Below are 13,379 nucleotides of genomic sequence, written 5' to 3' on the forward strand. Positions count from 1 at the left end.
AAACATTCAATACATCAATGCTCTAAATAGTTCGTATTGTGGCTAGGCGGCAAGCAAGGATATCTCGGGGAGCATACACAAGTATGTGACCCGAGTAGCCGAGTGTAGCCAACACCGCCACAGTACGAAATATGACGAGCATTTATTTGTTCGTTAGCATCTTTTCAAGACTATCCCCACCCACATGACGGAAATCTTGCCCCTTCACATAGTAGAAAATAAACTCACAGATATTTTGGCAGCGGTCACCGATGCGCTCAATTGAACGTGCGCAGAACAATGCCGTTAATACACTTGGGATCGTCCGAGGGTCTTCCATCATATAGGTCATCAATTGGCGTACGATGCCCTCATACTCTTGGTCAACTTTCTCATCTTCACGGTAAATACGAATGGCTTCTTCGAGATCCATTCGTGCGAATGCATCTAATACGTCATGTAGCATTTGCACTGTATGGCGGCCTAATGATTCTAAGCTCACTAACAGAGGCTGATGTTGATGAGAGAATTTTTCCAATGCAGTTTGGCAAATTTTGTCTGCAACATCGCCGATTCTTTCCAGCTCAGCAATGGTTTTTGAAATTGCCATAATCAGGCGCAAATCACTCGCCGTTGGTTGGCGTTTCGCGATGATCTTAACGCATTCTTCATCAATGGCCACTTCCATCATATTGACTTTATGGTCATTTTCGATAACTTCACGCGCTAAGGCTTCATCCTGATTATGCATGGCCGTAATGGCTTTGGTAAGCTGTTCTTCGACCAGCCCCCCCATCGTCATCAATTCAGTATGGATATGTTCCAGTTCAGCATTGAACTGCCCCGATATATGTTTGTTGTGATTCAGCGTATCCATCGTCGGCTCCATATCAACCGTAGCGGCCAGTAATATAATCTTCAGTTTGCTTCATTTCTGGGGTAGTAAACATTTTGTCAGTATGATTAAACTCAACTAACTCCCCTAAATACATGAAAGCCGTATAGTCAGAACAGCGTGCTGCTTGTTGCATATTGTGGGTAACAATTACCACGGTGTATTCTGACTTTAATTCACTAATCAGTTCTTCAATTCGACCGGTTGAAATTGGGTCAAGAGCAGAACAGGGCTCATCCAACAATAAAACTTCTGGGCGAATAGCAATACCACGAGCAATACAGAGACGCTGTTGCTGCCCACCCGACAAGCTATAACCACTTTGGTGTAGCTTATCTTTGGTTTCATTCCATAATGCAGCCTTTGTTAACGCCCACTGCACACGTTCATCCATTTCCACGCGGGATAATTTTTCAAATAAACGCACACCAAATGCAATATTATCGTAGATTGACATCGGGAATGGTGTTGGTTTTTGGAAAACCATTCCGACTTTCGCACGCAATAACGCAATATCTTGTTTATCTGTCAGGATATTTTGACCATCCAGTAAAATTTCACCTTCTGCGCGCTGCTCGCCATACAATTCATACATTTTATTGAAGGTACGTAATAACGTCGATTTACCACAGCCTGATGGGCCGATAAACGCAGTTACTTTATTTTTTTCAATGTCTAAAGAGATATTTTTCAGTGCGTGAAACTTGCCATAATAGAAGTTGAGGTCACGTACTTTAATTTTACTATTTGCAATATCGTTTGCATTAATCATGGTTTGCTTTTCTCTCTAAATCTTTATTTATCTGGCGCTTAGTGTTTTTTCTGTGCGAACACAACACGTGCAATGATGTTAATGAGCAGGACACATAGGGTAATTAACAGAACCCCTGCCCATGCAAGCTCTTGCCATTCGGAGAATGGGCTCATTGCAAATTTGAAGATTGTCACCGGTAAGTTAGCAATTGGTTCGCTCATATCTGTACTCCAGAACTGATTTGACAGAGAAGTAAACAGAAGCGGTGCGGTTTCCCCAGCAATACGCGCAATTGCAAGCAAGATCCCAGTGATAATCCCTGACACAGATGCTTTTAGCGTAATAGATAAAATCATTTTCCATTTTGGTGTGCCAAGTGCATAAGCGGCTTCACGTAAGCTATCCGGAACTAATTTCAACATGTTTTCAGTGGTTCGGATAACAATTGGAATTTGCAGCAATGCAAGCGCCACAACCCCAGCCCAACCCGAGAAGTGCTGCATTTGAGCAACCACAATGGTGTACACAAACAACCCTACAACGATAGACGGAGCTGATAATAAAATGTCATTAATAAAGCGGGTGACTGAAGCTAGCCATGACTTACGGCCATATTCTGCTAAATAAATTCCCGCTAAAATCCCTAAAGGCGTACCAATAACTGTCGCCCATAAGATTAATAAACCACTACCTACGATGGCATTTGCCAGCCCGCCACCTTCAGTATTCGGTGGTGGAGTCATTTCAGTAAACAGATTGAGGGACATGCCATCAATCCCTTTAGTGACTGTAGAAAACAAAATCCACACTAACCAGAACAAGCCGAAAGCCATGGTTAACATTGAGACAAATAGAGCCATTCTGTTAACTTGACGACGCCACGCTTGACGGCGTGCTCGTTCTTTTTCATTCACTGCGATAGGTTGAGATATCGACATATTAACGGCCCTCATTCTTCGCAAGACGCATGACCATCAACTTGGAAATTGCTAACACAATAAAAGTGATAACAAACAGGATAAGTCCAAGTTCCATCAAGGCCGAGGTATGTAAACCGCTCTCTGCTTCCGCAAACTCATTTGCCAGTGCCGAGGTGATACTGTTACCTGGCATAAACAGTGATGCGCTATCAAGTTGGTAAGTATTACCAATCACGAACGTCACCGCCATGGTTTCACCCAGTGCACGGCCAAGGCCTAACATTACCCCACCGATTACCCCATTGCGGGTATACGGCAGTACGATATTCCAAATCACTTCCCATGTCGTACAGCCAATGCCGTAAGCTGACTCTTTCATCATCACAGGCGTTTGTTCAAATACATCGCGCATCACTGACGCAATGTAAGGAATAATCATAATCGCGAGGATTATCCCCGCTGCTAAAATACCGATCCCGAATGCAGGCCCTGAAAATAATTCACCGACAATCGGCACACTCGACATCACATTACCAACTGGCTCTTGGAAATATTCTGCAAACAGAGGAGCAAAGACAAATAACCCCCACATCCCATAAACGATACTTGGGATAGCAGCAAGAAGTTCAATCGCGATACCAAGAGGACGTTTTAACCAATTGGGTGCCAGTTCTGTTAGGAACAGTGCTATACCAAAACTAACGGGAACGGCGATAATCAGAGCAATTAACGATGTAACGATAGTGCCGTAAATAGGCACAAGAGCACCAAATTCTTCAGCCGGTGCATCCCATTCTTTGGTCCACAAAAACGAAAACCCAAACTTTTGCATACTTGGCCAAGATGCAAAAATAAGGGAAATAATAATGCCTCCGAGCATTAACAAAGTGATGAGCGCGGCAATCTTTACCAGTGCACTAAAAATCACATCACCTGATTTGCTGGGAGCTCTAAATGCCGTTGTTTTCTCGGCCATGCGCTTTGTTCTCATTTCATTCCTGCTCTTTTCTACAGGATTGCGTTACAACGATGAGCGGGTAAGCCCTGTTCCTCAGCACTTACCCGCCATTTCCAACCCTAAGTGCACTTAGAAAACCTAAGTTCACCTAGAATAATGCTTTACCTTGGCTATCTTTAACTTCTGTTTTCCATGCTGCACGTACTGCGGTCACGACTTCTTGAGGTAAAATTGCGTAATCTAATGCCTCAGCTTGTTTACCACCTTTATCATAAGCCCAGTTGAAGAAGTCAAGAACCGCTTTGCCTTTTTCCGCATTCGCTTGCTGCTTGTGAACTAAGATAAATGTGGTTGAAGTAATCGGCCATGCATTCGCGCCATCACGGTTTGTTAAATCTTGTGCAAAAGATTTAGACCAGTCAACTTTCTTCGCTGCGGCACTGAAACTTTCACCCGTTGGTGAAACCGCCTCGCCATCAGCAGAGATTAATTTAGTATACGCAAGGTTGTTCTGTTTTGCGTATGCATATTCAACATAACCGATAGAACCTGGTAGACGCTGTACGAAAGCTGCAACGCCATCATTACCTTTACCACCTACGCTATTTTTCGGCCAGTTAACGGTAGAACCCGCGCCAACGTCTGATTTCCAGCTTGCACTGACTTTAGCAAGGTAGCTGGTGAATACGAACGTGGTACCAGAACCGTCAGAACGTCTAACAACTGCGATAGCTTGGTCTGGCAAACTAACATTTGGGTTCAATTTAGCGATTGCTGGGTCATTCCATTTGGTAATTTTACCTAAATAGATGTCACCTAATGTGTTGCCATCTAAAGTCAGCTGCCCTGACTCAATTCCTTTTACATTAACAGCCAGTACCACACCACCGATAACAGTTGGGAACTGGAACAAGCCATCTTCTTTTAATTTTTCATCAGTTAATGGGGCATCAGATGCACCGAAATCAACTGTTTTTGCATTGATTTGTTTGACACCACCAGAAGAACCAATCCCCTGATAGTTTACTTTATTACCTGTTTCTTTCTGATAAGAGTCTGCCCACTTCGCATAAACAGGAGCAGGAAAGGTCGCGCCAGCTCCGGTCAGGCTGGTAGCAGCAAAAGAAGACATTGCAGTCAGAGATAAAGTTGCTGCCATTACGCTTGCTAAGGTGGTACGCGTCATTTTCATAATCCCTCCGGGGATGTATAGAAACAATCAAGTATGAAATTGTTGGGTGTATGTCACGGTAGGAAAAATAGGACAATTTAGTTACGACAACATGTCGTTTTTATGACAGTTTTATGACAATTGCTGATTTTTTCACTAGCGAGGAAACAAAAACGAAGATGAATTAGATTTTATATTATAAAATTCAAATAGTTAAAAAACTATTATTTCAAAGCTGACGTCAAAAAGAAAAATGACAGACTGTCATAAAAGCGAAAAATATTTTTATCCTGCAACCATAAAATAATACTCAAAACAATTTGTGTTGCAGCTAGGCGGCAAGTGAGGATATCTCGGGGAGCATACACAAGTATGTGACCCGAGTAGCCGAACGCAGCCAACAACGCTGCAGCGCAAAGTGTGAAGAGTAAAAGGATAGCTCTAAATAGTTCAAGTTGTAGGTAGGCGCCAAAAAAGATAGCCTCTTTTCCTACTTGATACAAATAATACTCAAAACAATTTGCGTTGCAGCTAGGCGGCAAGTGAGGATATCTCGGAGAGCATACACAAGTATGTGACCCGAGTAGCCGAACGCAGCCAACAACGCTGCAGCGCAAAGTGTGAAGAGTATTTAGTCTTCTTTCTCTTTAAGAGGCAGCAAAGCCCTAATCGCAAACCCACCACGCTCACTCTTATGGATCTCAATGCTCCCTTCATGAGCATCGACAATTCGGCGAATAATCGCTAGCCCTAGCCCTGTGCCTTTGTTGCTACGAGCTTTTTCACCCTGTACAAATGGCTGGAACAGGCGATGAATGTCTTCTTCTTTGATACCTGCACCGTCATCTTCGACTTGGAACCAAACGGAGTCTTCCGTTTTTCCACTACTGACTTTGATCCAGCCATTACCATAGCGGTAAGCGTTAACAATCATATTGGTAATCGCGCGTTTAATTGCTAATGGGTTACCATTAACAATCATTGAGCCAGGCTCAAGTGCGGTTTCAATTTCACCGATGACATTACTTTCTGAGTTCACCGCTTCCATTAAAATAGCGTTAAGGTCACAGAATTCCATATCCATTTCTTGACCTGTTTTCAGATAAGACATGAATTGGCCGATGATCGCATCACACTCTTCAATATCTTTATTAATAGATTCAGCCAGATAGCTATCTTCTGGGCTCATCATTTCTGTCGCTAAACGAATACGGGTTAAGGGAGTTCTTAGGTCATGACTTACCCCTGCCATTAAGACAGTTCGGTCATTTTCTAAGGTTTTAATCCCTGCAGCCATGTGGTTAAAAGAACGAATAGCAGCTCTAACCTCAGTGGCGCCTTTTTCCTGCATTGGGGGTAAAATTACCCCTTTGCCGACTTCACCTGCGTGGTATTCCAATTCAAGCAACGGCTTGTTCTGGTAGCGTATATACAACCATACCCCTGCAAAAATGGTGAGAAAAATTGTTAATGTATAGCGAAAAACAAGGGAGAACTGATTTTGGCCGATTTCAGTCAGTGGAACTCGCACCCAAATATCAGGTGCGAGATAAGACGTTAGCCATAGAATGGGATATTCTCGGCCTAATTCAAGGTGAACACTCGCCTTACCACCAATATATTCCGACATGTGTTCGCTTAGAAAATCATACTCTTTTGCCCAATTCAGCCCTTCTTCCATCGCCGCTGAATGTGCATAAAAGGTAATTCCTAATTCATTGTAGATTTTCTTACGCAACGCGGGAGATACCCGCACTGAGGTTCCATCTTGTAGAACCATTTTCTCTGTCATTAATGTTCTTACTTCGTATGCCAGTACCTTGTTGAATTGCTGTAAGCTAGGCATTACAACAAAATTCAACACGACCATATAACTGGTTACGAGACTCGCAAACAGTAAGGCTACAAATAAAAATAACGAGCGAGAAAATGTACTACGCCTTGAGAACCTCAGTCGCTTCATGCTTTACTTCCATCAGGAACAAACACATAGCCCAAGCCCCAAACCGTCTGGATATAACGAGGGTGTGCTGGGTCTTCTTCAACCATGCGGCGTAAACGTGAAATTTGAACATCGATTGAACGTTCCATCGCACTGTATTCACGACCTCGCGCTAAGCTCATTAACTTGTCACGAGATAACGGTTCCCTTGGGTAAGAAACCAACACTTTTAACACCGCGAATTCACCGCTGGTTAATGGCATATTCTCATCACCTTGGAACATTTCTCGTGTCCCAAGATTTAATTTAAATTTACCAAAAGTAATTATCGCATCATCTTGAGATGGCGCACCCGGTAATTCATTAGCTTGGCGACGTAAAACCGCACGAATACGAGCTAGCAATTCCCGTGGATTAAAAGGTTTTGGAATATAGTCGTCCGCACCGATTTCTAAGCCAACGATGCGATCAACTTCTTCGCCTTTCGCTGTTACCATAATAATAGGAATTGGGTTATTTTGACTACGTAAGCGACGGCAAATTGATAAGCCATCTTCACCCGGTAGCATTAGATCTAAGACGATCAGATGAATAGATTCTCTTGTCAGGATTCTGTCCATCTGTTCTGCGTTCGCGGCACTCCTTACCTGAAAACCCTGCTCAGTGAGGTAACGTTCCAGCAGTGCACGTAAACGCATATCATCATCGACGACAAGAACCTTATAACTTTCCTGCATTTTGTAGCCCTCAAGATGTGCATCTTTCAAATTATTTTTTTAATGAATGTAAGTAAAACAATATTAATGCTCACTAATTTACCACTAACGTAGGATTTAATGAATCATTTTACACTTCAGGTGGTTAGTGGCTGGTAGCTTATTTCTAACACAAAATAAGTCACCTGCCCTCCTGGCGTATTTACTGTTATTTCATCATCAACCTGTTTACCTATCAAGGCTCGTGCTACGGGAGAATCAATTGAAATCCATTGTTTTGTAGGGTTGAATTCATCAGCACCGACGATACGGAATATTCTGATATTTTCATTTTCATCTTCTAGTTTAACCCATGCTCCAAAAAACACACGGCCTTCTTGGCGAGGATCAGGCTCGATAATCCTTAATTGATCCAATCTTTTGGATAAGAAACGGATGCGTCGATCAATTTCACGCAACCTTTTTTTGCCGTAAATATATTCTGCATTTTCTGAGCGATCCCCTTGAGCTGCGGCCTCTGAAACAGATTGAGTAACCCGAGGACGTTCTTCCTTCCACAGGTATTTCAGCTCTTTATCTAATGCATCCCAACCTTCACGTGTAATTAAAAGACTTTTAGTCATAACCTTTGAATATTAATCAGTGAAACCATAATTATAGTATTTTATAGAACATAATCTGAGACTTTCCTACCAATAGGCTCAAATTCAGTCTGGAAATTCTCGTTACCACCAAGTATAACAGTGCAGTAAATTTTTTAACTGTTCTTTCAGTAGGTATTTAAACTCGACATGAATGAAACTCTAAGCCAAATTATTGCAGCGGAACTGCAAGCCCAGCCGAAACAGGTTTTTTCTGCCATCACACTATTAGATGAAGGGAATACTGTCCCGTTTATTGCACGTTACCGTAAAGAGGTTACCGGTGGGTTGGACGATACTCAGCTTCGCCAGCTAGAAAGCCGTTTAGGGTACTTGCGCGAATTAAATGACCGTAAACAAACCATTCTCAAATCGATAGAAGAGCAAGGTAAATTGACTCCAGAGCTTGCCTCCGCTATCGACACTACGCTTAATAAAACCGAACTTGAAGACCTGTATCTTCCTTATAAACCGAAACGTCGCACCCGTGGGCAAATTGCTATCGAAGCAGGGCTTGAGCCTTTAGCGGACACCTTATGGAATGACCCTAGCCAATCACCTGACGAACTTGCAAAAACGTATATCGATGCAGATAAAGGTGTTGCTGATGTCAAAGCCGCCTTAGATGGTGCTCGTTATATCCTTATGGAGCGTTTCGCCGAAGATGCGGCACTTTTAGCGAAAGTTCGTGACTATATTTGGAAAAATGCCCACCTTGTTTCTGTTGTTGCAGAAGGTAAGCAAGAAGAAGGGGTAAAATTTAGTGACTATTTTGAACATCACGAGCCTGTTGCTCAAGTCCCTTCTCACCGAGCGCTTGCGATGTTCCGTGGTCGTAACGAAGGAATTTTACAACTTTCATTAAACTGTGATCCGCAGTTCGATGAACCGCCAAAAGAAAGTTACTGCGAAGAAATTATCACCCGCCATTTAGATATTCGTTTAAATAATGCTCCGGCTGACCAATGGCGTAAAGCCGTGATCAGCTGGACATGGCGTGTCAAAGTATTACTGCACTTAGAAACAGAGGTCATGAGCTCACTGCGCGAAAAAGCTGAAGAGGAAGCTATTAACGTGTTTGCTCGTAACCTTAGTGACTTACTGATGGCGGCGCCAGCGGGAATGCGTGCCACCATGGGCTTAGATCCAGGTTTACGTACTGGGGTGAAAGTCGCAGTTGTGGATGCGACAGGTAAATTAATTGCGACGGATACGATTTATCCGCACACCGGACAAGCTGCAAAAGCGGCAACCATCGTTGCGGCACTTTGCCAAAAACATAACGTCGAATTAGTGGCGATTGGTAACGGCACCGCTTCTCGTGAAACGGAACGTTTCTTTGCTGAAGTACAAAAACAGTACCCTGAAGTCACTGCACAAAAAGTTATTGTCAGCGAAGCTGGCGCTTCTGTTTATTCCGCTTCTGAACTTGCGGCTTTAGAATTTCCAAGCTTAGATGTGTCTTTACGTGGTGCCGTATCTATTGCGCGTCGCCTACAGGACCCACTTGCTGAATTAGTGAAAATTGACCCTAAATCCATTGGGGTTGGCCAATATCAGCATGATGTTAGCCAAACCCAGTTAGCGCGTAAACTCGATGCGGTCGTCGAGGACTGTGTAAACTCCGTTGGTGTTGATTTGAATACCGCTTCTGTTGCCTTACTGACTCGCGTTGCCGGTTTAAGCAAAATGATTGCGCAAAACGTGGTGGACTGGCGCGACCAGAATGGCCAGTTTAGTGATAGAAAACAGTTACTCAAAGTTGCACGCCTTGGGCCAAAAGCCTTTGAACAATGTGCGGGCTTCTTACGTATCACCAATGGTGAAAACCCGTTAGATGCATCTACTGTTCACCCTGAAGCTTACCCGATTGTTGAAAAAATTCTTGAGTCTGTCCGCCAGCCGCTCAAAGAAATTATGGGTAACTCACAGGTGCTTAATGCCTTGAGCCCACGTGACTTTACTACTGAGCAATTCGGGGTTCCAACTGTCACTGATATCATTAAAGAACTGGAAAAACCGGGTCGAGACCCACGTCCTGAGTTTAAAACTGCCACCTTCGCAGAAGGTGTAGAAACGATGAATGACCTGACTTCTGGCATGATATTAGAAGGCGCAGTCACTAATGTGACCAACTTCGGTGCTTTTGTGGATATTGGTGTTCACCAAGACGGTTTAGTTCATATTTCTTCACTTTCAAATAGTTATGTCGAAGACCCACATAAGGTGGTAAAAGCGGGCGACATTGTTAAAGTAAAAGTGTTAGATGTTGATATTGCACGTAAACGTATCGCTTTAACGATGCGTTTAGATGAGCAAGCGGGGGATTCTAATAGTTCTCCTCGCCGTGCCGCCCCTGAACAGGAAAAAAATACGCGTAAAACACCTCAATCAAGAGGAAGTTCACGCCAAAACAACGCATCTTCAGGTAATAGTGCCATGAGTGATGCCCTTGCTGCTGCATTTGGCAAGAAACGTTAACTCTGTTAATAGGCATCGCAATGTACCTGTTGTGGTGCCTATTTCAATAAATAATGCTGTAATTAATTACCCCAGCCAATATATTAGGCATAATTAAACCCTCTCCCCCGTTTACCCCACCATTATTTTTGCTAACGAAACACCGCAAACTCAATGCTTCGTTGATCCATATCAAGTCAAATTGACGAAAAAAGAGGCTAAATATAATAAAAGGTGGATGATTATGATTCTCATTGTTAATTAGATTTATTGTTGTTTGGTGGTCTCGTTACCTGAGCAATTGTAATCATTAACAATTGTCATCGATATCATTATGAATTAAATGATTAGGAAGACACTATGGCAATACTTCCTCAATGCAGCTACAAAATACTTGGTTTCTCCCCAGAAATCAGTCCTGCATACCGACAAAAACTGCTCTCGCTCGGTTTACTTCCGGGTTCTGTCTTTAAAGTGGTGCGTTTAGCGCCTTTTGGCGATCCTGTACAAATAGAAACTCATCGTGTCAGCTTAGTGCTACGCAAAAAGGATCTCGCCCTACTCAACCTAGATGAAGCGACCACCGCTTAAGTATTTCTTTTTTATTATTGGCAAACACTATGAAACGTTTAACCATCGGCTTAATTGGTAACCCCAATGCAGGCAAAACGACCTTATTCAACCAGCTCACAGGGTCAAGACAGCGTGTCGGTAACTGGGCTGGGGTCACTGTTGAACGAAAAGTCGGTCGCTTCCATACAGATGACCATAAAATCGAGCTCGTTGACCTACCTGGCACCTATTCTCTGACCACGATTTCCGAACAAACCTCTCTCGACGAACAAATCGCCTGCTACTTTATTTTAAGTGGTGAGGCAGACATGCTCATTAATGTTGTCGATGCGTCTAATTTAGAGCGTAACCTTTATCTGACATTACAATTAGTCGAGTTAGGCGTTCCATGTATTGTCGCCTTAAATATGTTGGATATCGCTCAAAGCCAACATATTGATATTAATATCGCTGAATTAGAAAAACAGCTCGGCTGCCCTGTGATCCCAATAGTTTCAACTCGAGCAACTGGTATCGATAAACTGAAAAAAGCCATTGATACACATCCACAAAATAGCCAGCAAGCCCTTGTGGAATATCCAGCTGAGTTATTGCAAGCTGTAGATTCATTATCTGAACAAATTTCAGCACAACAATTTAGCCACCAGCAACGCCGCTGGCTAGCATTGCAGATCCTCGAAGGGGATATTTATAGCCGCCAACGCGCGGAAATATCTGAAGGGCAATTGCTGGCGATACGCCAAACACTGAAAGAAAGCTTAAACGAAGAACCTGAACTACTCATTGCCGACGCACGTTATCAATCTATTGCCACAATTTGCAATGCTGCGATTAACAATAGTGCCGCTGAACCAAATCGACTAACACAATCACTGGATAAATTTATTCTGAGCCGTTGGCTCGGCGTACCAATTTTCTTGTTTGTGATGTATTTGATGTTCGTCTTAGCCATCAACATTGGCGGTGCCTTACAACCCTTCTTTGAAGGTGCATCAGAAGCAATATTTATCCATGGAATTCAATGGCTAGGTGATTATTTCAGCTTCCCTGATTGGCTAACTATTTTCCTTGCTCAAGGTGTTGGTGGCGGTATTAACACGGTTTTACCGTTAGTGCCACAAATCGGGATGATGTACCTGTTCCTTTCAATACTGGAAGACTCGGGTTATATGGCGCGAGCGGCTTTCGTAATGGACCGCCTCATGCAAGCACTAGGTTTACCGGGTAAATCCTTCGTACCTTTGATTGTCGGTTTTGGTTGTAACGTACCATCCATTATGGGTGCCCGCACGTTAGACGCACCCCGTGAAAGACTAATTACTGTATTAATGGCTCCGTTTATGTCTTGTGGGGCAAGACTGGCCATTTTCGCCGTTTTTGCTGCCGCTTTCTTTGGCAAAAATGGGGCAAGTGTGGTCTTTTCTCTCTATATTTTAGGGATTGTTGTCGCTATCTTAACTGGGTTACTACTAAAACATACCCTCATGCGTGGCGAAGCCTCTCCATTTATCATGGAACTTCCGGTTTACCATGTGCCACACATCAAAACACTACTGATTCAAACATGGCAACGCCTCAAAGGCTTCGTGGTACGTGCAGGTAAAGTCATTATCGTTGCCAGTATCTTTATTGGTGCATTAAATAGCTTTTCTTTCTCTGGTAAGCCTGTTGATAATATTAATGACTCCGCACTGGCTTCTGTCAGTAAAGTCATAACCCCTGCTTTACAACCTATTGGCGTGCATGCTGATAACTGGCAAGCGACCGTTGGGTTGATTACCGGGGCAATGGCCAAAGAGGTGGTAGTGGGAACACTAAACACCCTGTATACCGCTGAAGCCATTACATCTGAGCCGTTTGATGCAGAATCTTTCAATTTATGGGAAGAACTGGGAGATGCGGTTTCTGAAACTTGGGATAGCTTAAAAGAAACCTTTACCTTAAGCGCGCTATCAAACCCTATCGAAGCTAGTAAAGGCGATGGAGAGATGGAATCCGGCTCAATGGGAACCATGGCAGCAAAATTTGGTTCAGGAATTGCAGCTTACAGCTACCTCATCTTCGTCTTGCTGTATGTGCCTTGCGTCTCGGTGATGGGGGCTATCGCACGTGAAACCAATAAAAGCTGGATGAGTTTCTCCATTCTGTGGGGTTTAAATGTGGCTTATAGTCTTGCAGCTCTATTTTACCAAACAGCGACTTTCAGCGAACACCCACAAAGTAGCTTGATTACCATTACTGCGGTTATCCTGTTCAACCTTGCCTTGTTTATATTCTTACGTCGCATGCGTAGCCGCGTAACCTTGAATATCAAGAGCAAAACCGCAGAGCAATGCTCTGGCTGTTCAAGAGATGCTTGCCACTAAGGAA

General features: G+C 43.3%; 11 protein-coding genes. 3 read left to right on the top strand and 8 right to left on the bottom strand.

Translation table 11 applies throughout. The features are described from left to right. Positions 1–142: 142 nt before the first annotated feature. From phoU to greB, 8 genes are all read right to left on the bottom strand, one after another. Positions 143–856, bottom strand: coding sequence for a phosphate signaling complex protein PhoU (gene phoU / locus PSF31_RS08940; protein WP_036958602.1), 714 nt, complete (start codon positions 854–856; stop codon positions 143–145). 13 nt (positions 857–869) lie between these two features. After that, positions 870–1,646 (bottom strand): phosphate ABC transporter ATP-binding protein PstB, encoded by a 777-nt coding sequence (gene pstB, locus PSF31_RS08945; RefSeq protein WP_004262838.1) that lies wholly within the window; start codon positions 1,644–1,646, stop codon positions 870–872. Between the two features lie 38 nt (positions 1,647–1,684). Beyond that, complete coding sequence (pstA, locus tag PSF31_RS08950; RefSeq protein WP_036958603.1) at positions 1,685–2,566, bottom strand: phosphate ABC transporter permease PstA; 882 nt, start codon at positions 2,564–2,566, stop codon at positions 1,685–1,687. A 1-nt stretch (position 2,567) separates the two neighbouring features. Next, entirely contained in the window at positions 2,568–3,524 is a 957-nt protein-coding gene (pstC, locus tag PSF31_RS08955; protein WP_004262847.1) for a phosphate ABC transporter permease PstC, read from the bottom strand. 130 nt (positions 3,525–3,654) lie between these two features. Then, the gene (pstS, locus tag PSF31_RS08960) at positions 3,655–4,698 is read right to left on the bottom strand and encodes a phosphate ABC transporter substrate-binding protein PstS (RefSeq protein ID WP_004262850.1); all 1,044 of its coding nucleotides are present in this window, start codon (positions 4,696–4,698) and stop codon (positions 3,655–3,657) included. 610 nt (positions 4,699–5,308) lie between these two features. Beyond that, entirely contained in the window at positions 5,309–6,640 is a 1,332-nt protein-coding gene (gene envZ, locus PSF31_RS08965; protein WP_036958604.1) for a two-component system sensor histidine kinase EnvZ, read from the bottom strand. Continuing rightward, entirely contained in the window at positions 6,637–7,356 is a 720-nt protein-coding gene (gene ompR / locus PSF31_RS08970) for an osmolarity response regulator transcription factor OmpR (protein ID WP_004266122.1), read from the bottom strand. The genes envZ and ompR overlap by 4 nt, the downstream gene beginning before the upstream one ends. 116 nt (positions 7,357–7,472) lie before the next feature. Continuing rightward, positions 7,473–7,958, bottom strand: coding sequence for a transcription elongation factor GreB (gene greB, locus PSF31_RS08975; RefSeq protein WP_004262861.1), 486 nt, complete (start codon positions 7,956–7,958; stop codon positions 7,473–7,475). 168 nt (positions 7,959–8,126) lie between these two features. On the opposite strand from greB, the gene PSF31_RS08980 reads away from it, so the two are divergent. The 3 genes from PSF31_RS08980 to feoB all read left to right on the top strand — a co-directional run bounded on the left by PSF31_RS08980 (position 8,127) and on the right by feoB (position 13,375). After that, the gene (locus PSF31_RS08980) at positions 8,127–10,457 is read left to right on the top strand and encodes a Tex family protein (RefSeq protein WP_004262863.1); all 2,331 of its coding nucleotides are present in this window, start codon (positions 8,127–8,129) and stop codon (positions 10,455–10,457) included. 339 nt (positions 10,458–10,796) lie between these two features. Continuing rightward, the gene (gene feoA / locus PSF31_RS08985) at positions 10,797–11,027 is read left to right on the top strand and encodes a ferrous iron transporter A (RefSeq protein WP_004262866.1); all 231 of its coding nucleotides are present in this window, start codon (positions 10,797–10,799) and stop codon (positions 11,025–11,027) included. Between the two features lie 29 nt (positions 11,028–11,056). Next, positions 11,057–13,375: a Fe(2+) transporter permease subunit FeoB gene (feoB, locus tag PSF31_RS08990; protein WP_096863538.1), complete on the top strand. Its 2,319-nt coding sequence runs from the start codon at positions 11,057–11,059 to the stop codon at positions 13,373–13,375. The last annotated feature ends 4 nt before the right edge of the window (positions 13,376–13,379 follow it).

It is taken from the genome of Providencia sp. PROV156, from assembly GCF_028480905.1.
GTDB classification, from domain to species: domain Bacteria; phylum Pseudomonadota; class Gammaproteobacteria; order Enterobacterales; family Enterobacteriaceae; genus Providencia; species Providencia hangzhouensis.